We start from the raw sequence: 18,241 nt of genomic DNA on the forward strand, positions 1-18,241 counted from the left end.
GGTATTTCGCCCGGGCCTTTTTCGTTGCATGAGGTGTGCATGACCGATCACCTGCCGTCCTATTCGCAGGGAGATGTGAAGCAGGCACTACTCGCCGCGGGTGCCTCGGGCACGATCTATTCGCTGGTCATGCCCGAGAGCGAGGCCGTGCTGGCCGAAGTCATGGATGGTGGCGCCGCAGGGCGCGATGCCGGGCTGCTCGAACACTACCGCGAAGCGTGGACCCAGAAGCAGGACGCGCTGCACGAAGGTTATTTCGAATGCTGGATCGCGTGGTCCGCGCCGGTCGTGAAGTTCGACGCCGCCGCGTTCCCGCACCGCTATCCCACCGCTGGGGCGAGCGAGGGCATCTTCAAGCTGATGGCGGAATATGCCGCACGGGCGCGGAGCGAAGGATTTGGGCCGACGATCCATATATTCGATGGAGAGTACGAGGGGTTCCCTGCCTATGCCGCCAGCCTGGGCCTTCTGCTGGTTCGACACAGCCGTGTGGATTGGCCAGAGGTCGCAAGCCGCGCAGACCGCCATGCACAATTCTGGATCAGCCAACCCTCAGCAATCGACGGGAGCGTCTGGCCACATTTCGACGCCTTTGCGCGAAAGCTGGCAGAAGATAGGCCCGACATCGCGCTCGTCCCCGACCTCACCTATGTCGGGAATGTAGCCCGCGCGTTTGAGGTCGCCATCGACCTGCCCAATGTCACCAACTTCGTATTCAGCCACTCCAAACCCTTCGGCGGATACTACCACCGCGTCGGCGGCGTGTTCTCGCGCAAGGAGAGTCCGTCGCTGTTCGGAAACAAGTGGTTCAAGAACCTCCTCAGCCTTGCCTGGGGCAGCGCGATGATGGACCGCTTTGGTGTCCACGAGCTGCCCCGCCGCTATGCCGGGGTCCAAGCGGAAGCGACACGACGAATCGGGCACCTGCTCGGCGTCAGGAACCTCGCGCCCGCCGACGTGAACCTGCTCGCTACCGCACCCGTCTCCGATGCCGACAGCACCTTGGTGCGCATGCTCCATCGCGGGTCGGGCGACGAGGCCGTCGTCCGCCTTTGCGCGACCCCCGCCATGGCGGCCCTTATCGATCCCAAGCTGGCCGCGAGCACCGCGCCGCAGCTCCTTGAGCGCTGGCGAGCGGAGGGCCTCGCATGAGGGCCGATCGCATCGACCTGCTGATCTCGCGCGACGAAATCCACGATTACGTGATGAACCTTTGGGCGGACGGCCCGATCGCCGAGTCGCACCGCAAGGGCGGGATGGTTCACGATATCGTCGATCGCTTCGGCAAGGTCCCGCGGTTTTTCTACGAACCATCGGAGCCGGAAATCGAGTGGACGCACTTCTCAACCTGGTGGGGCGGCATCCTGCTGTGCGACTACGACAACCCGCATATCCGCGACTTGCGCTACCTCCACGAGATCTACCATGCCGCCACGCTGCCCTATTTACGCGATTGCAGTGTCGCGATGCTGGAATCGAAGAACTTCGCCAACGAGCGGCAGGCTTCCACGCTGACCGAAATGGCGATTTATCTCGAGCTGCCCGAGCTGCGCAAACTGACCTTCGACCACCCCATCTTCATGGATCGCTTCCTCTATCCGACAGGCGACTTTTCACGACCCGACCGACAGCTTGTCGACCATTGGAAGGCCGACAGCCGCACGACCTTCGACTTCCTCCTCGAACAGCGACGGAAGGTCATCGAGGCACCGGTCAGCGAGATTGATCCTGCTGATCCGCAGGTGATCTGGCTGAGGCGCTACGGCGAACAGGGTCGCAACTGGGTTCGTATCTGGAGCGAGCGCTATGGCGAGGTGGAGAACGCCATGCTCACGCTCATCGAACGTAGCGCCGCGGGCGAGCGCAAAGCGGCCGGCCGCAACCATCTTGCCTGGCTCCTCTCGGACGTGGTCAGCGAGGGAACAGGCGTACCTTTCCAACGCGAGGCGCGTGCCTTCCGCGATGCTTTCGACGCGCTGGTCACTGCCTACGACGCTGCCATGACCGAGAGCGGTGAGACCGCGGTCAAAGGCAAGGCGCCCGGCTAACCGGCCCGCTCCATGTCGTATTCGTACTCGCAAAGGTGACACAGCCTTTCTAGGCTGATCCGGATTTGAAAGTTTGGGGTCGCAAATGGTTACAAAATCACTCTTGGCATCGGCATGCCTTTCGCTGGCAATTGCACCTGTAGCGGCATGGGGCGCAGACAGGGCTCCGATCGTGCTCAAGCCGATAGGCCAGTGGAACCTGGACATGGGCGAAAACAAATGCCGCATCGCACGTGTGTTCGGTAGCGAAGAGCAGAAGGCCGCATTCTATCTTGAACAGTGGTCGCCATCTGAGGAAGCCGATTGGGCCGTTGCGGCACGCGAGGTCGCCGGGTTTCGCAGCGATCGGAAGACCACTTATGCGTTCGGCCCTGGCGGCAAGAGCGATGATTTCGAGTTCACCAAAACAAGTTTCGGCGACTTCGGGAGTCTCGTTGGCGCCAGAAGCAAGATCGTGAGTGAAGACCCTTCGCAAGAGGATATGGACTCGAACGATGATGACGAGCGTGACTGGCAAGCGCGTCCTCGCGGACTCGAGCAACTCGATTCCGACCGCGCTGCCCAAATAACTTCGCTGACATTATCGCAGTCGGGCCGAACGGATGTGATCATCGAAACGGGAGGTCTGAAACCGGTCCTCGCTGCGATGAATGCATGCATGGAGGACCTCGTTAGGCACTGGGGCCTCGATCCGGCGGAGCAAAGGAGGGTAGTGAGCCCTCCCAAGGCCACCAACATGCCCAAGGTGGTCCAATACATAATGAGCACCTATCCTGCAGGGGCGCTGAGAAAAGGTGCCCAGGCCACTTTCCACTTGCGGATCATGGTGGGTACCAATGGCGCGGTCGAGGAGTGCGTCCTCACCAACCAGACCCTGGCCGAGGATTTCGACATGAAACGCCATCCCTGCTTCGCATTTACGACGCGAGCGGTAATGGAGCCTGCACGAGACGCCGCCGGCGAGCCTGTCAGGTCATTCTACACCGCTCGGATCGCCTATCGGATCGGATGAGCGCGGCGCTGCCACACAGCAGCACCTGCCTAACCTATCGTCTCCGACAGGAAGTGGAGCGTCAGGCCGACAAGTCCGCCGACCATCGTGCCGTTGATACGAATGAACTGGAGATCGCGGCCGACAGCGCCTTCGACCCGATCGGTGATGGTTTGCGCATCCCAGCGCTTCACGGTTTCGGACACCAGCCTGACGATCTGGTCGCCATAGCGCGTGGCAATCCCGACCGCGGTACGGCGTGCAAAGCGATTGACCTGGCGCTGCAATCGCTCGTCGTCCCGCAGGGCTGCGCCCAGTTCTCCCAGGGTTTCCCCGAGATAGCCTTCGCCCGCGCCGCCGTTCGATCGGATCGACTTGATGAGACCGGCACGCAGGCGCTCCCACACGCCCTGCCACCAGTCGCCGATGGCAGGATTGTTGAGCAGTTCGCGCTTCATCCGCTCGACCCGCTCCTGCATCTCGGGGTCTTCGCGTAGACCTTTTGCAAGCTCCTGTAGGCCTTCCTCTATCTTGTCGCGCAGGGGATGCTCCGGATCGACGAGGACTTCCGCCAGCAGCTTATAGAGCCCATCGATGACCGAATTGGCCAACCGCTCATCAAGGCCGGTAAAGCGCAGCACGGCATTGGCGCGCTTGTGCACCATGTCACGCACCAGTGTTTCGTTGTCCTCCAGCACCAGCCCTGCCCAGCGGATGATCTTGTCGATCAGCGGCTTGTGCCGGCCGTCGGCGATCATCGCTTCGAGCATGCCGCCGAGCAGCGGGGCGATGTCGAGTTTCTCCAGCTGCGCCTTTATGCCGCCGCGTACCTGCCCGCCGAGCCGGTCGGGATCCAGCGACTGCAGCACTTCGATCGCAAGCTCGCCTGCGCCTGCGCGGATGCGCGAATCGCGCGCCGACTTGGGATCGGCAAGGTAGCTGCCGACCGCCTTGGCCAGGTTCATCGTGCCCATGCGTCGGCCGACGACCGCAGGCGTGAGGAAGTTTTCGCGCAGGAACTGCGCCATGGTGTCGGCGATACGGTCCTTGTTTTCCGGAATGATGGCGGTGTGCGGAATGGGCAGGCCGAGCGGACGGCGGAACAGCGCCGTAACCGCGAACCAATCGGCGAGTCCGCCGACCATGGCTGCTTCCGCAAAGGCGTGGAGATAGCCCCAAGCGGGGTGCAAATCGAGATAGCGCCCGGAGAGCAGGAACAGCCCCGCCATCAGGACGATCAATCCGGTGGCAGTTCGCCGCATGACCCGCGCGCGGTCGGGCGCTAGCGGAGGGCCGGCTAATGCCGAACCCGCGGGCAAGTGGTCACTCACTCCGCGGGCTCTGCCTCCGGCGCCTGGCCGCCGCCCACGATGCCGCGCTTGTCGTCACCTTCCTTGTAGGTGAGCAAACGACCGCGCAGCCACGGGCCGGCACGCTTTTCGAAGCCGTCAGCAAGACTGAAGCCTGCGGGCACGATGAGCAGGGTGAGCAGGGTAGAAAGGATCAGGCCGCCAATCACCATGGTCCCCATCGGCGCGCGCCACGCACCGTCGCCTGCTCCAAGGACGCCCGAGAGCGCCGTCGGCACCATGCCTGCGGTCATCGCCACCGTGGTCATGACGATCGGCTGGGCACGTTTGTGACCCGCATCGAGCAGGGCGTGAAGCTTGCGGGTTCCCTTGGCCATTTCCTCGATCGCGAAGTCGATCAGCAGGATCGAGTTTTTCGACACGATGCCGAGAAGCAGCAGGATGCCGATATAGATGGGCATCGACTGCGGCTGGCCGAACAGCCAGACCAGCATGATACCGCCCAAGGGCGCCAGCAGCAGCGAGGTCATGTTCACCAGCGGACTGATGATGCGCTTGTAGAGGAGGACCAGCACGGCGAAAACGAGGAAGAAGCCGGCGACGATGGCAATCATCAGGTTCTGCAGCATTTCTGCCTGCCACTCGTCCTCGCCGACCACGTCGCGGATGACGCCCTGTGGCAGGTCCTTGAGGATCGGCAGCTCATCGATCTTCTTCTGGGCTTCACCCTTGATGACGCCTTGGGCAAGGTCGGCACCCACGAGGACGCGGCGGTTCTGGTTGTAGCGCTGAATGGCTGTCGGACCCGAACCGAAAGTGATTTCGGCCACGCGAGATAGCGGGACCGAACCACCGCTCGCCGTCTGCACCGGCAAGTTCTTGATCGTCTCGAGGCTCTCGCGCGATTCCTCGGGAAGCATCACGCGGATCGGGATCTGGCGGTCAGACAACGAGAACTTCGCCGCATTCTGCTCGATCTCGCCCATGGTGGCGATGCGGATGGTCTGGCTCAATGCTACCGTGGTCACGCCAAGATCTGCAGCGAGGTCCTCGCGCGGGCGAATAATGATCTCGGGACGGTTGACGTCAGCACTGATGCGCGGCGCGACCAGGGTATCGATACCCTTCATCTGCTCGACCAGCGTGGCGGCCGTTTCCTCGAGGAGTTCGGGATCGGATCCGGCGAGCATGATAGTCATGTCGCGGCCCGAGCCGAAGCCGCCCGATTGCGATGCAAAGCGGATGCGTGCGTCGGCCATCTGCGCGAATTGCGGAGCGAGGCTGCGCTCGAAGTCGATCGAACTGCGCTCGCGATCCTCCTTGAGCGTGATGTAGATCGTTGCCTGGCCTTCGCGCACGCGCTCCAACGCCAGTTCGACTTCAGGCTGCTCGTAAAGCACCTTGGAGACGCGATCGGCGACTTCGCGCGTGGTTTCCAGCGTAGTGCCAGGGACCATCTCGATTTCGATGCGGCTGTTCTCGCTGTCGATCACCGGCTGGAACTGCGCCGGGACGATGGTGAACAACAGGATAGTCAGCATCAGCGAGAAATAACCGATACCCAGCATCCATACCCGATGGTCGAGGAAGCGGGCGTGGAGATACTTCCACACCTGTCGCATATGATCGCCAAACAGTCCGACGATGAAGCCGAACAGCTTGAACAGCGCCAGTACGGCCAACAGTCCAGCACCAAGCGCTATCGCCACCTGGATGATCTCGATGATCTTGGCGACGACGACAGCAAAGATATTTTCCGACCCGCCGGTGATCAGCGCGGGCAGTCCCAGACCATTGATCGCATTGAACACGGCGAAGATGGCAGCGCCCGCGACAGCAAGCGCTGCGAGCACGGTGAACAACAGGCCAAGCACATAGAGCCAGCGGTGGCGCGGACCTTCCAGCCCTTCGCGTGCCGCATACATCTTGCCGCGGTCGAGCGACCACCTGAGGACTTCCATGTAACGGTCCATCAGCGGACCTTCGCCGTGTGCAGCCTGTCCCTGCGCCTTGAGGAAATAGGCGGCCAGCATGGGCGTGATCATGCGGGCAACGGCCAGCGACATGAGCACGGCAACGACGACCGTCAGGCCGAAATTCTTGAAGAACTGGCCCGAAATGCCCGGCATCGCGCCGACGGGGAAGAATACCGCAACGATACAGAAGCTGGTGGCAACCACCGGCAAGCCGATCTCGTCGGCCGCGTCGATCGAGGCCTGGTAGGCGGTCTTGCCCATGCGCATGTGTCTGACGATGTTCTCAATCTCCACGATCGCATCGTCGACCAGCACGCCTGCAACCAATGCCAGGGCCAGCAGCGAGAGCTGGTTCAGGTTGAAACCCAGCAGGTCCATGAACCAGAAGGTCGGAATGGCCGACAGCGGAATGGCGACTGCGGAAATTGCTGTCGCGCGCCAGTCGCGCAGGAAGAAGAACACCACGACGACGGCGAGGATGGCACCCTCGATCATCGCGGCCATGGCGCTTTCGTACTGTTCCTTGGTGTACTTCACCGTGTTGAAGAGGGGGATGAACTTGATGCCCGGCGTTTCCGCCTGGATCTTCTCGATTTCCTTCACCGCCTCTTCGTAAACCGTGACGTCCGAAGCACCTTTGGCGCGGCTCATGGCAAAGTTCACGACCTGCTTGCCCCGGACGGTGGCGATGGAGGTTTGCTCCGAATTGCCGTCACGCACGGTGGCCACGTCGGCCAGCTTGATGGTCCGGCCGCCGCCGAGCTGAATCTGGCGCTGGCTCAGTTCGAATGCATCAGCATTGTTACCGAGGACGCGAACCGACTGGCGCGTGCCCCCCACTTCGGCAGTGCCGCCTGCGGTATCGAGATTGTTCGCGCGCAGAACGCTGTTGATCTGGCTGGCGGTCACACCGAGTGCCTGCATCTTGGGCAGGTCGAGTATGACCTCGATTTCCCGATCGACGCCGCCGAAGCGATTGACCTCGGCCATGCCTTCGATGCCGAGCAGACGCTTGGCCACCGTATCGTCGATGAACCAGCTCAATTGCTCGATGGTCATGTCATCGGCTTCGACCGCATAGATTGCGAGGAAGCCGCCGGAGATTTCCTCCTTGGTGACGCGTGGTTCGAGAATGCCGTCCGGCAGGCTCCCGCGAACCGTATCAATGGCGTTCTTTACCTCCGAAACCGCGTCGTTCGGGTCGATCCCGATCTCGAACTCGATGAAGGTGTTGGAGTTGCCTTCCCGCGCGGTCGAATTGATCGAATTTACGCCGTTGATCGAACGGACGGCCGCCTCGACGCGTTGGGTGATCTGGTTCTCGATCTCGGTCGGGGCAGCACCCGGCTGCGAAATCGAGACATTGACCGCCGGGAATTCGATGTCGGGGTTGTTGACCACGTCCATGCGCATGAACGCTATCAGGCCCGCGAGCAGCAGCGCGGTAAACGCGACCAGGGGAATGGTCGGGTTGCGGATCGACCAGGCCGAGATATTGCGGAAGTTCATCGGTCGACTGCCTCAGCTACCCTTGGCCATCTGCGGCTTCACCGTTTCGCCTTCGGTCAGGAAGCCGCCGGCTCGAAGCACGACGCGCTCCTTGCCGTTGAGGCCTTCGGTCACCACGATACCCTGCGGCGTTACCGCACCGGTGGTGATCGGGCGCCGTTTCGCCTTGCCCTCGCTATCTACGATGTAGACGAATGCTCCCTCGCGATCGGACAGGACAGCCGATTCAGGCAGCACCGGCGCCACGACCGCGCCGCTTTCGATGGTCGCGGTTGCGAAGCCACCGGGGCGAAGTTCGGGAGCGTAAGGCAGCGCAATCCGTGCCGTACCCTGGCGATCGGCGTTGCTGATGGTCGGCGAAATCTGCCAGATCTGGCCCGAAAAAGTCTTTTCCGAACCGACGGGCTGCACCTTGGCCGTCTTGCCGGCGCCGATGTTGGCAAGGTCGCTCTCGCTCAACTTGGCGAGCATCTCCATCTCGCCGCCGCGAGCGATGCGGAACAGCGCCTGCGCACCGCCTGCCACGGTCTGGCCAACCTCGACATTGCGTTCAAGAACAAGGCCTGCCGCCGGAGCTACAATATTCAGGCGCGCATTGCGTGCCTGCAACTCGCGCAACTGCGCTTGTGCCACGCGGACGCGGGCGACAGCGGCATCGCGCGTCGCAGTTAACCGGTCGACGTCGGCGGTCGATACGAAGCCGCGCTCAACCAGCTTGAGCGAACGGTCGAGATTGGCCTGAGCGAGGTTCGCATCTGCCTGTGCGACCTGGATCTGGGCCGCGGCACTCTGCGCCTGCTGGGACTGGACCGAGCGATCGATGATCGCAAGAACCTGGCCCTGGCGCACCCAATCGCCGGCTTCGACCGGTATCGCGATGACGCGTCCGCCTTCACCGACAGCGCCGACCGGCATATCGCGGCGAGCCGCCAACGTGCCAGTGGCCACTATCTGGCCGGAAACGGTCGTGCGGCCGGGGGCAACGACGGTGACGGTGGGAAGCTGCTGCTCGTTCTCGTCAGTCGGCGCAGTTCCGGAGCGGCCGAATACGACATAGGCGATCAGGATCAGCGCCGCGAGGGCGACAACGGCCGCGATAATCTTCCTGCGTCCGGACGAGGTCGAGCCTTCGCCGTCGGCGACAAAGCCGATGGTGCCCGCATCGCGCGTTTCAAATCCCGTCTCGTAATTCATCGCCATCATGCCCCGGTACTCGTCACTCGGACGTGGTGTATTATCTTGCTATATCACTGAACGCAAGAATTTACCGAAAAGGGCGATAAACCGCCAATTGGGCAAGGGCAACGCGCCGTTCTGCGAAGCGCAAATTCCGGCAGACCAATGTCGCGCGGTTACAACATAACGTGGCAGGCTCAAGGCATGGAAATATGTCGACAAATAGAAAAAGCGGAGCCTCCGAAAATGGAGACCCCGCTTTTACTTACGCGATTGCGGTTACTTAGCGGACGCGGCCGCGCTGAACCATATTCGCAATGCCGAGCAGGACGATGGCACCGACGATGGCGACCAGGAAGCCCGGAAGGTTGAAAGTCTGGATAGTGGTGTCGATGCCGAACAGCGGACCTGCGAGCAGGTTGCCGATGATCGCACCGATGATTCCGACGACGATGTTCCAGAAAATGCCCATCGAGGCATCACGGTTCATGACCAGGCTTGCGAGCCAGCCGGCAACGCCGCCAACGATAATAGCAATAATCCAACCCATTCTATTTCCTCCTGTATTTCCCGTCGACCGTGTGCCCCCCTTAACGGACAGCAGGACGAAACGGTTCCCCGTTGTTTACCGGGGATACAGCTGGAGCGAGTGGATTGTCGTTTTGTTCCCGAAGCGGGCGCGTCAGTACTTGAGCTGGCGCTCGTAAAGATCGCGGTAATGCTGGATACGCGTCACGCGCAGGCCCTGCATGCCGGACCGATCGACGGCGCGTTGCCAGGAGGCGAACTCTTCGAGGCTGAGGCTGTAACGCTCAAGAACCTCGTCGATCGACAGCAGGCCGCCATTGACCGCGGCAACCACCTCGGCCTTGCGGCGAACGACCCAGCGCTTGGTGCCCGGCGACGGCAGGTCGGCGAGCGTCAACGGCTCCCCGAGCGGGCCAATCACCTGTGCAGGGCGGATATCCTGGTTCTCAATCATTTTTTCTCTCGATCGCCATGCACCGCATCACTTGCGGCTGACCCGAGGCTTAAACCCGTGGCTTTTCCATGACCTGAAGCTTCATGGTTACCCGGGCATTTACCCTTTTCATTCCCCTCACGACGAACCTCGGCGAATGCGCCGAAGCCGGCCTCGATACGCGCAAACTCCTCGCGAAGATCGCGAGTCGCGGCGATGCGGGCAACGAGATCCGTCCACTGGAAACGGCGCAAATCCGCGCCATCCCGCGTTTCGGGGAACCCTGCCCTGTTGAAATGCCCCTCGTACATTCGACTGTGGATAACAGCGCATGGTGAACGATCCGTAAAACATCGCATACGGCGCTGGGCACTGCCCTCTGGTGGCAAGCCCCCTGCCCGTGTATGGGCGCGCCATGCCCACCACCGCAGAACTTTCCCCGGCCGCCGCCGCGGCGCTGTTCGACCTTCCGCGTCCGGCGGAAGAGTGCCGGATCGTGGTCGCCATGTCTGGCGGGGTGGACAGCTCCGTCGTTGCAGCACTCGCGGCACGCAGCGGAGCCGAAGTCATCGGCGTGACCCTCCAGCTTTACGATTACGGCGCAGCGACCGGGCGCAAGGGGGCCTGCTGCGCGGGCGACGATATCCGCGATGCACGCGACGTCGCCGAACGTCTCGGCATCGCGCATTACGTCCACGACCATGAAAGCGCCTTTCGCGAGGAGGTGGTCGAAGGATTCGCCGATGCCTACCTTGCAGGCCAGACGCCTGTCCCCTGCATCCGCTGCAACATGGGGCCCAAGTTCACCGACATGTTCGCCATGGCGCGCGAGCTGGGTGCGGATTGCCTCGCAACCGGCCATTACGTCCGCCGGGTGATGGGCGCGGCGGGTCCCGAACTGCATCGGGCACTCGATCCCGCGCGCGACCAGTCCTATTTCCTCTATGCGACCACAGATGAACAGCTCGCGTTCCTGCGCTTCCCGCTGGGGGGACTTCCCAAGGACGAGGTGCGTGCGCTGGCAGCGGCAGCAGGCCTGCGCAATGCCGACAAGCCCGACAGCCAGGACATTTGCTTCGTCCCCGACGGAGACTACGCGAAGATCGTCACCAAGATGCGGCCCGAAGGCGTGCGCCCGGGCAAGATCGTCCATGCTGCAACCGGCGAGGAACTGGGCGAACATCGCGGGGTGATTCACTTTACCGTCGGTCAGCGGCGCGGGCTCGAGATCGGCGGCCAGCCGGAACCGCTTTACGTCATTGGCATCGATGCTGAAGCCGCCGAGGTCCGCGTCGGCCCCAAGCGCATGCTCGCGGTCGAATCGGCCCGGATCATCGAAACGAATCGCATTGGGCCGCTGCCTGACGCCCCGTTGACCGCCAAGGTCCGCAGCCTCGCCAAGCCCGTCCCGGTCGTTCTCGACGGTCCTCTCGGCGACAATGCCGCCACTACGATCCGCTTCGTCCAGCCCGAATACGGCGTGGCCCCCGGCCAGGCGGCGGTCATCTATGCTGGAGAGCGCGTGGTCGGCGGGGGCTGGATCGCATCGACCGAGGGTGTGGCCGGCTGATCAGCCCTCCCACGGCTGGAGGACGCAGCCGTAGCCTTCGCGATAGAATGCCGTGTCCGAGGCAACCAGCGGCACCGAAGCGGTTACGCTCTTCGCCTCTTCGTCTGCGCTGAAGCGCACGAATTCCATCCCCTCCAGCTTGTCCTTGGCACAGTCGCTCATGCTCCGCCCCTCAATGAAGCGGCATGAGCAGGCGACATGCGCTCCATAGGCGGTTCCGGCGGCGGCAGTGCGGCGCACACCCTCGCCATAGAACACCCAGGCAGCCCCGCCGATGGCGAGAGCGATGAGCGCGAGCCACAGCCAGATACGTGTTTTGCCGGAGCTGGTTTTGGCCGTTGCCAAGCGGGATTCCTTCGTGCGAGTGACGCCGCATGTCCCAGCGGCCCACCCCCCTTATCGCGCTTCTCATTGCTGCCACAAGCCTTGCTTCCTGCGGTTCGTCGGGTCCCGCCGAATTGCCGCCGCTCAGCGAAGAGGCGCTCGCAGCGGTGACGCAGGATGCCGGTGCACCCAAGGATCAACTGGCCCGTCAGGTGGACGAAGTCTTCACCGGCGAAGGCGTCGGCGAGACGCGAGCGCTGGTGGTCATGCATGGCGGCAAGATCGCTGCCGAGCGCTATGCCGAGGGCTACGACAAGGACACTCGCTTCGTCAGCTGGTCGATGGCCAAGACTGTCACCGCGGTGATGATCGGCATGCTTGTGGCCGACGGACAGCTACGGCTCGATGCGCCGGCCCCGGTCCCGCGCTGGCAGCGTCCCGGCGACCCGCGGGCGGAAATCACGCTGCGCCAACTGCTCCAGATGAGGTCGGGCCTCGAACATACCGAGGCAGGCGATCCGCCGTACGAAAGCGGCGAGGTTCGCATGCTCTTCCTCGACGGTCGCGACGACATGGCCGACTATGCAACGGCCCAGCCGCTCGAGGCGGAGCCCGGCTCGAAGTTCGAATATTCGTCCAACACCACCGTCATTCTTGCCGACATCGCCGCACGCGCACTGACGAGCAGCAAGGATCCCGAAACCCGCCGCAAGGCTGTGGCCGACTTCCTCCATTCCCGCCTGTTCGGACCACTCGGCATGACCTCTGCAGTGCTGGAGTTCGACGCTTCGGGCACGTTGATCGGCGGCAGCCTGATCCATGCAACGGCACGCGACTGGGCCAAGTTCGGCGAAATGTTGCGCAACAAGGGTTCGTATCGCGGCGAACAACTGGTCCCGCGCGCCTGGGTCGAGGAAATGGTCAAGCCCAGCCCGAAGTCGCCGCATTACGGCCTGCAAACCTGGCTCAACCGACCATTGCCCAATGGCGAGGAGCACCCGCTCTTCCCCGACCGGGCGCCGCACAGCGCCTTCGCGATGATCGGCCATATGGGCCAGTACGTCTTCGTGTCGCCGAGCCAGAAACTGACCGTGGTCCGCCTGGGCCATTCGGACGCGCCGCAGCGAAAGGCGATGCTCCAGCAGCTGGCCGACGTGATCGACCTCTACCCCGCCAGCTAGGGCAAAAAGAACGTCCCCTCGACCACGGTCACGCAAGGACCGCCAAGCCAGGCCTGGTCACCCACACGCCGACAGGTCAGCGTCCCGCCCCGGCTGCTCGCCTGGTGCGCCGTAAAACTGTCGCGCCCCAACCGCTCGCTCCAGAAATGGGTCAGCACGGCATGGGCCGATCCGGTCACGCTGTCCTCGTCCACGCCCCCGCCGGGCACGAAGACGCGACTTACTACATCGGTGGCACTACCGGGCGCAGTGCAGATGAACTGGTCGTTCCCGAGTTTCCCGAGCCCCCGCAAGTCAGGTGTCAGTGAGCGCACCGTCGCCTCATCCGCGAACAGGAAGACATTGTAGCGGGTATCGTTGCGCCACACCTCGAGCGGATCTGTGCCGAGCAGGGCGACGGCCTCGTCCCAGCCGCGCGGCGCGGTTTCGATGAGCGGCAGGCCGAGTTCGTAGCCCTCGCCAGCCTTGCGCACTTCGAGAATGCCCGCATGGCGCGTACGGAAAGTCACGCGGTCGGCTCCGTCCCGCCCGAGCAGGACATGCCCGCTGGCGAGCGTCGCATGGCCGCACAGCCGGACTTCCTCGGTTGGGGTGAACCAGCGCAATTCCCAGTCCGCCGCACCGCTCGCATCACGGATGACGAAAGCAGTTTCGGCGAACATGTTTTCTTCGGCAATCGCCAGCAGTGTCGCATCGTCGAGCCATGCTTCGAGTGGCATCACCGCCGCCTGGTTCCCTGCAAAGGGGCGGTCGGCAAAGGCGTCGACGTGCCAGTAGGGCAGTGCCCGGGTCATGCCTTGTGGTCCCCCAGCTCGGGCAAGAGCTCTTCGGCCGCTGGTCCCTCCTCGTCAATCAAGCCTTCGGGGTCGGGGTGAATGAGCACTTCGACACCGGGAAATTCCGCTTCGATGCGCGCTTCGATTTCGTCCATGATCTTGTGGACTTCGCGCAAGGGCTTCGATCCGTCCATCGCCGCGTGGAACTGCACGAAATCGACCGCCCCGGCAGTACGCGTGCGCAAGTCGTGCACCCCGCGGAGTTCGGGATGGCGTGCAAGAACGGCAAGGAATGCCTCACGCTTCTCGTCCGGCCACTCCTTGTCCATCAGGTGATCGACCGCCTCGCTCGCCGCGTGGAACGCGCCCCATGCCAGCCATGCGGCAATCCCGAGCCCGAAGAGCGGGTCGGCCATACCGAAGCCCAGGTACTGGTCGATGACCAGCGCGGCGATGACCGAGAGATTGAGGAACAGGTCCGATTCGTAATGGATGTTGTCGGTCTTGATCGCGACCGAGTTGGTCTTGCGCACGACATGGCGTTGCCATGCAACTAGGCACAGGGTTGCGAGGATCGCGAAAATGGAAACGCCGATACCCTCTGCCGCAGCGGTGGTTTCTCCGCCGCTCAACAACCGCTCGACTGCGCGAAACGCAATGCCGAAAGCAGAGATCGAAATCAGCATGACTTGCACGATGGCGGCCAGTGCCTCCGCCTTGTGATGGCCGAAACGATGGTCCTCGTCGGCGGGCATGGCCGCGATCCACACGCCGATGAGCGTTGCGAGGCTGGCGACGAGGTCGAGCGCCGAATCGGCCAGGCTCCCCAGCATCGCGGTCGAGCCGGTGCGCCAGGTCGCCCAGGTCTTGAGCGTGACCAGCACCACCGCCATCGCGATGGAGGCGAGTGCGGCCGAACGGGTCAAGGCGGCGCGATTGTCGCTCATGGATAAAGCAGCGTGTTCGACCACGCCTCCTTCTCATCATGGCGAGTGAAGAGGCGCCTGTCGTGCAGTCGGAACTCGCGGTCGCGCCAGAATTCCATCCGCCGCGGGCTCAGGCGGAAGCCCGTCCAGTGCGGCGGGCGAGGTATGTCGCCTTCCGGAAAGCGGTCCTCAAGCGCAGCAACGCGGTCGAGATAGACCTGGCGGGCGGGCAAGGGCCGCGACTGGTCGGATGCCGCAGAGCCGATCTGCGAGACGCGCGGCCGCGAGTGAAAATAGGCATCAGCCTCCGCCTCGCTCACTTCGGTCAGCGGGCCTTCGATGCGAATCTGGCGGCGCAGGCTCTTCCAGTGGAACAACAGCGCGGCGCGCATGTTGGCGCGGATCTGCTCACCCTTGCGACTTTCGGCGTTGGTGTAGAAAACGAAGCCGTCGTGGCCGTGGCCTTTGAGGAGCACCATCCGCACCGACGGAAATCCTTCGGGCGATGCGGTGGCCAGCGCCATCGCATTGGCATCGTTCGGTTCGCTCGCCTTGGCCTCGCCAAACCACACCTCGAACAGGGCGAAGGGATCGGTTTCGGGGATCGCGCTTTCATGGTCCATGACGAGATGCCCTAACGCCATGTCCCTCAACACGGAAGCACCATGCTTGCGCGCGCGTGCTGTTACACCTAGCTAACACGCCATGGCCGACCCCTATTCCATCCTTGGCGTTGCGCGGAATGCGACGGAAAAGGACATCAAGAGCGCCTATCGCAAGCTGGCGAAGGAGCTGCACCCTGACCGCAACACGGACAATCCCAAGGCGGCAGAGCGCTTCTCCGAAGTGACTCGCGCCTACGACCTGCTGTCGGACAAGGACAAACGCGCCCGGTTCGACCGTGGCGAAATCGATGCCGACGGAAATCCGGCGAACCCGTTCGCCGGCATGGGCGGCGGATTCGGCGGAGGTGGCGGTGGGCAACGCGGTTTCCGCGCAGAAGATTTCCAGGGTTTCGGCAATGAGAGCGTGGACCTGGGCGACATTTTCGAAGGCTTATTCGGCGGCGGCGGCGCGCGACGCGGCGGCAGTCCGTTCGGCAGCGCTGGGCAAAGGCGTCCGCCCCCTCCACCGCGCAAAGGCGCGGACATCGCCTATCGCCTGCGCGTTCCGTTTGTCGAGGCGGCGACGCTGCAGGATCAGCGAATCACCCTCGCCGACGGCAAGACGATCGACCTCAAGCTGCCCAAGGGTGTCGAAACCGGCACGCAAATGCGCCTCAAGGGAAAGGGCGAACCCGGCTCCGGCGGAGCTGGCGACGGCCTCGTGACCATCGACATCGACAAGCATCGCTTGTTCAAGCGGGATGGCAACGACGTGCGCTGCGACCTTCCGATCACACTCGACGAGGCGCTCAATGGCGGGAAGATTCGCGTACCGACTGTCGACGGGCCGGTGATGATGACCGTCAAGCCGGGTACCCATGGCGGGACTGTCCTGCGCCTCAAGGGGAAGGGCTTCAGCCGCAAGGATGGCACGCGCGGAGACCAGCTGGTCACGCTGGAAATCCAGCTGCCTGAAAATCTCGATGAACTTGCCAAGCGGCTCGAGGGGTGGAAGGACGAAGGGAACCCGAGGGCAGACCTGGGAGCCTGACCGTTTGACCAAGCACGAACTCCCGGCACCGGCAGAGCGGGAAATCCATTCGCTCTCGCCAGAGGCGCGCAGGGAAGAGGCGCGGCACCTTCGCGGGCGGATCGAGTACCACGTCGGTCCCGGGACGCGGGCCTGGAATGTGGCCAAACGCACCATCGTCGGCACTTACAACGACGGTTTCATCCACGCGGGCAATCTTGCCTACCTCGCCATGCTGGCGATCTTTCCGTTCTTCATCCTCGGCGCCGCGATCTTCTCGCTGTTCGGGGAAGAGGCGGAGCGAGCGGCCATGATCAATGCCGTGCTGTTCGCCCTGCCGCCCGTCGTCGGCAATGTCATCGAACCGGTCGCACGCGACGTGATCTCCGCGCGCAGCGGTTGGCTGCTGTGGGCGGGCGCGCTCGTGGCCCTGTGGACCGTCGGCAGCCTTGTCGAAACCATTCGCGACATCTTGCGCCGGGCCTATGGCACCCACCCGACCCATGCCTTCTGGAAATACCGCCTGTTCTCTTCGGGCGTGATCCTGGCGGCCGTGATGCTTCTGATGCTGTCGCTCATCGCGCAGGTTGTGATCGGCACGGCGCAGGAAGTGATCGAAGCCTACTTCCCGCAATTGGTCGACCATGTTTCCGACCTGCGGCTGACACGCATAGTTCCGGCACTCGGCCTGTTCGGCTCGCTCTACCTGATCTTCTACACGCTGACCCCGTCGAAATACCGCAGGCGTCGCTATCCCAAATGGCCCGGCGTTTTGCTGACCACCTTGTGGTGGATCGCCGTCACCACGGGCCTGCCGCCGGTATTGCGCCTCTTTTTCGCTTACGATCTTACCTACGGCGGGCTGGCGGGCGTGATGATCGCGCTGTTCTTTTTCTGGCTTGTCGGGCTCGGTGTGGTTATCGGCGCGGAACTCAACGCGGCCCTGGCCGAAACGCCCGAGGAAGAGATGAACTTCGTCGGGCAGGCGGATGATCGCCGCCGCGCCGCGCTGAAACGTGAAATCGAGGAGGAAGATACGGCATGGTCGGACTGATGGCAGGCAAGCGTGGCCTGATCATGGGCCTCGCCAACGACAAGTCGCTGGCCTGGGGCATCGCGCAGCAGCTACGCGAGCATGGTGCGGAACTCGCATTCTCATTCCAGGGAGAGGCGCTGAAGAAGCGCGTGGCGCCGCTGGCCGAGCAGCTCGGCAGCGATTTCCTGATCGAATGCGACGTGTCCGACATGGGCGCGCTCGACGCCGCCTTCGATGCACTCAAGGCGCGGTGGGACACGATCGACTTCGTAGTCCACGCGATCGGCTTTTCCGACAAGAACGAATTGCGCGGGAAGTATGTCGACACCAGTCTCGACAACTTCCTGATGACGATGAACATTTCGGCCTACTCGCTCGTGGCCGTTGCCCAGCGCGCGGCGGCGATGATGCCGAATGGCGGTTCGATCCTGACGCTGACCTATTACGGTGCCGAGAAGGTCATCCCGCATTACAACGTGATGGGCGTTGCCAAGGCGGCACTGGAAACCAGCGTGAAGTATCTCGCGAACGACCTTGGTCCGCAGAACATCCGCGTCAATGCGATCAGCGCCGGGCCGATCAAGACTCTGGCCGCCAGCGGGATCGGCGACTTCCGCTACATCCTCAAATGGAACGAATACAACTCGCCGCTACGTCGCAATGTCACCATCGAGGACGTTGGCGGATCGGGTCTCTATTTCCTGTCGGACCTGTCATCGGGCGTGACCGGGGAAACGCACCACGTGGATGCCGGCTATCACGTTGTCGGCATGAAGCAGGAAGACGCGCCCGATATCGCGCTCGACAAGGGCTGATCCCTAG

General features: G+C 63.1%; 18 protein-coding genes. 8 read left to right on the forward strand and 10 right to left on the reverse strand.

Going from position 1 to position 18,241, the window contains the following annotated elements; genetic code table 11:
* Positions 1-39: 39 nt before the first annotated feature.
* The 3 genes from IRL76_RS12445 to IRL76_RS12455 all read left to right on the forward strand — a co-directional run bounded on the left by IRL76_RS12445 (position 40) and on the right by IRL76_RS12455 (position 3,060).
* Positions 40-1,152 (forward strand): hypothetical protein, encoded by a 1,113-nt coding sequence (locus IRL76_RS12445; RefSeq protein WP_200981642.1) that lies wholly within the window; start codon positions 40-42, stop codon positions 1,150-1,152.
* Positions 1,149-2,048, forward strand: coding sequence for a hypothetical protein (locus IRL76_RS12450; protein WP_200981643.1), 900 nt, complete (start codon positions 1,149-1,151; stop codon positions 2,046-2,048). Before IRL76_RS12445 ends, IRL76_RS12450 begins: the two co-directional genes overlap by 4 nt.
* Positions 2,049-2,121: 73 nt before the next feature.
* Complete coding sequence (locus IRL76_RS12455; protein WP_200981644.1) at positions 2,122-3,060, forward strand: hypothetical protein; 939 nt, start codon at positions 2,122-2,124, stop codon at positions 3,058-3,060.
* A gap of 29 nt (positions 3,061-3,089) precedes the next feature.
* Here the strand turns inward: IRL76_RS12455 and IRL76_RS12460 are convergent, their stop codons facing one another.
* The 6 genes from IRL76_RS12460 to IRL76_RS12485 all read right to left on the reverse strand — a co-directional run bounded on the left by IRL76_RS12460 (position 3,090) and on the right by IRL76_RS12485 (position 10,282).
* On the reverse strand, positions 3,090-4,301 hold the full coding sequence (locus tag IRL76_RS12460; protein WP_200981645.1) for a DUF445 domain-containing protein: 1,212 nt from the start codon (positions 4,299-4,301) through the stop codon (positions 3,090-3,092).
* Positions 4,302-4,366: 65 nt separating this feature from the next.
* Complete coding sequence (locus tag IRL76_RS12465) at positions 4,367-7,834, reverse strand: efflux RND transporter permease subunit (RefSeq protein WP_200981646.1); 3,468 nt, start codon at positions 7,832-7,834, stop codon at positions 4,367-4,369.
* A gap of 12 nt (positions 7,835-7,846) precedes the next feature.
* Positions 7,847-9,028, reverse strand: a complete 1,182-nt coding sequence (locus tag IRL76_RS12470; RefSeq protein ID WP_200984317.1) for an efflux RND transporter periplasmic adaptor subunit — start codon at positions 9,026-9,028, stop codon at positions 7,847-7,849.
* A gap of 265 nt (positions 9,029-9,293) precedes the next feature.
* A complete protein-coding gene (locus IRL76_RS12475; protein WP_200981647.1) occupies positions 9,294-9,560 on the reverse strand; it encodes a GlsB/YeaQ/YmgE family stress response membrane protein in 267 nt (88 codons plus the stop codon).
* A 132-nt stretch (positions 9,561-9,692) separates the two neighbouring features.
* On the reverse strand, positions 9,693-9,992 hold the full coding sequence (gene sciP, locus IRL76_RS12480; protein WP_200981648.1) for a CtrA inhibitor SciP: 300 nt from the start codon (positions 9,990-9,992) through the stop codon (positions 9,693-9,695).
* The gene (locus tag IRL76_RS12485) at positions 9,989-10,282 is read right to left on the reverse strand and encodes a hypothetical protein (RefSeq protein ID WP_200981649.1); all 294 of its coding nucleotides are present in this window, start codon (positions 10,280-10,282) and stop codon (positions 9,989-9,991) included. Before IRL76_RS12485 ends, sciP begins: the two co-directional genes overlap by 4 nt.
* 104 nt (positions 10,283-10,386) lie before the next feature.
* On the opposite strand from IRL76_RS12485, the gene mnmA reads away from it, so the two are divergent.
* Positions 10,387-11,541, forward strand: coding sequence for a tRNA 2-thiouridine(34) synthase MnmA (gene mnmA / locus IRL76_RS12490; protein WP_200981650.1), 1,155 nt, complete (start codon positions 10,387-10,389; stop codon positions 11,539-11,541).
* Here the strand turns inward: mnmA and IRL76_RS12495 are convergent, their stop codons facing one another.
* On the reverse strand, positions 11,542-11,886 hold the full coding sequence (locus tag IRL76_RS12495; RefSeq protein ID WP_200981651.1) for a hypothetical protein: 345 nt from the start codon (positions 11,884-11,886) through the stop codon (positions 11,542-11,544).
* Between the two features lie 29 nt (positions 11,887-11,915).
* Between IRL76_RS12495 and IRL76_RS12500 the strand changes: the two genes are divergently transcribed.
* Positions 11,916-13,046, forward strand: coding sequence for a serine hydrolase domain-containing protein (locus IRL76_RS12500; RefSeq protein ID WP_200981652.1), 1,131 nt, complete (start codon positions 11,916-11,918; stop codon positions 13,044-13,046).
* Here IRL76_RS12500 and IRL76_RS12505 read toward each other — a convergent pair.
* Genes IRL76_RS12505 through pdxH form a run of 3 tightly spaced genes read right to left on the reverse strand, consistent with a single transcriptional unit; the run spans position 13,043 to position 15,371 of the window.
* Positions 13,043-13,840, reverse strand: a complete 798-nt coding sequence (locus IRL76_RS12505; RefSeq protein ID WP_200981653.1) for a PhzF family phenazine biosynthesis protein — start codon at positions 13,838-13,840, stop codon at positions 13,043-13,045. The two genes, IRL76_RS12500 and IRL76_RS12505, sit on opposite strands and share 4 nt — an antisense overlap.
* Complete coding sequence (locus IRL76_RS12510) at positions 13,837-14,769, reverse strand: cation diffusion facilitator family transporter (protein ID WP_200981654.1); 933 nt, start codon at positions 14,767-14,769, stop codon at positions 13,837-13,839. The genes IRL76_RS12505 and IRL76_RS12510 overlap by 4 nt, the downstream gene beginning before the upstream one ends.
* The gene (gene pdxH, locus IRL76_RS12515; RefSeq protein WP_200981655.1) at positions 14,766-15,371 is read right to left on the reverse strand and encodes a pyridoxamine 5'-phosphate oxidase; all 606 of its coding nucleotides are present in this window, start codon (positions 15,369-15,371) and stop codon (positions 14,766-14,768) included. The genes IRL76_RS12510 and pdxH overlap by 4 nt, the downstream gene beginning before the upstream one ends.
* 82 nt (positions 15,372-15,453) lie before the next feature.
* Between pdxH and IRL76_RS12520 the strand changes: the two genes are divergently transcribed.
* Genes IRL76_RS12520 through fabI form a run of 3 tightly spaced genes read left to right on the forward strand, consistent with a single transcriptional unit; the run spans position 15,454 to position 18,234 of the window.
* Entirely contained in the window at positions 15,454-16,404 is a 951-nt protein-coding gene (locus tag IRL76_RS12520) for a DnaJ C-terminal domain-containing protein (protein ID WP_200981656.1), read from the forward strand.
* A 4-nt stretch (positions 16,405-16,408) separates the two neighbouring features.
* Positions 16,409-17,437 (forward strand): YihY/virulence factor BrkB family protein, encoded by a 1,029-nt coding sequence (locus IRL76_RS12525; RefSeq protein WP_246449769.1) that lies wholly within the window; start codon positions 16,409-16,411, stop codon positions 17,435-17,437.
* Positions 17,425-18,234 carry an enoyl-ACP reductase FabI gene (fabI, locus tag IRL76_RS12530; RefSeq protein ID WP_200981657.1) on the forward strand — a complete coding sequence of 270 codons (810 nt, stop codon included), beginning with the start codon at positions 17,425-17,427 and terminating at the stop codon, positions 18,232-18,234. The genes IRL76_RS12525 and fabI overlap by 13 nt, the downstream gene beginning before the upstream one ends.
* Positions 18,235-18,241 lie beyond the last annotated feature (7 nt).

The organism is Qipengyuania soli, assembly GCF_015529805.1.
Taxonomy (GTDB): Bacteria; Pseudomonadota; Alphaproteobacteria; order Sphingomonadales; family Sphingomonadaceae; genus Qipengyuania; species Qipengyuania soli.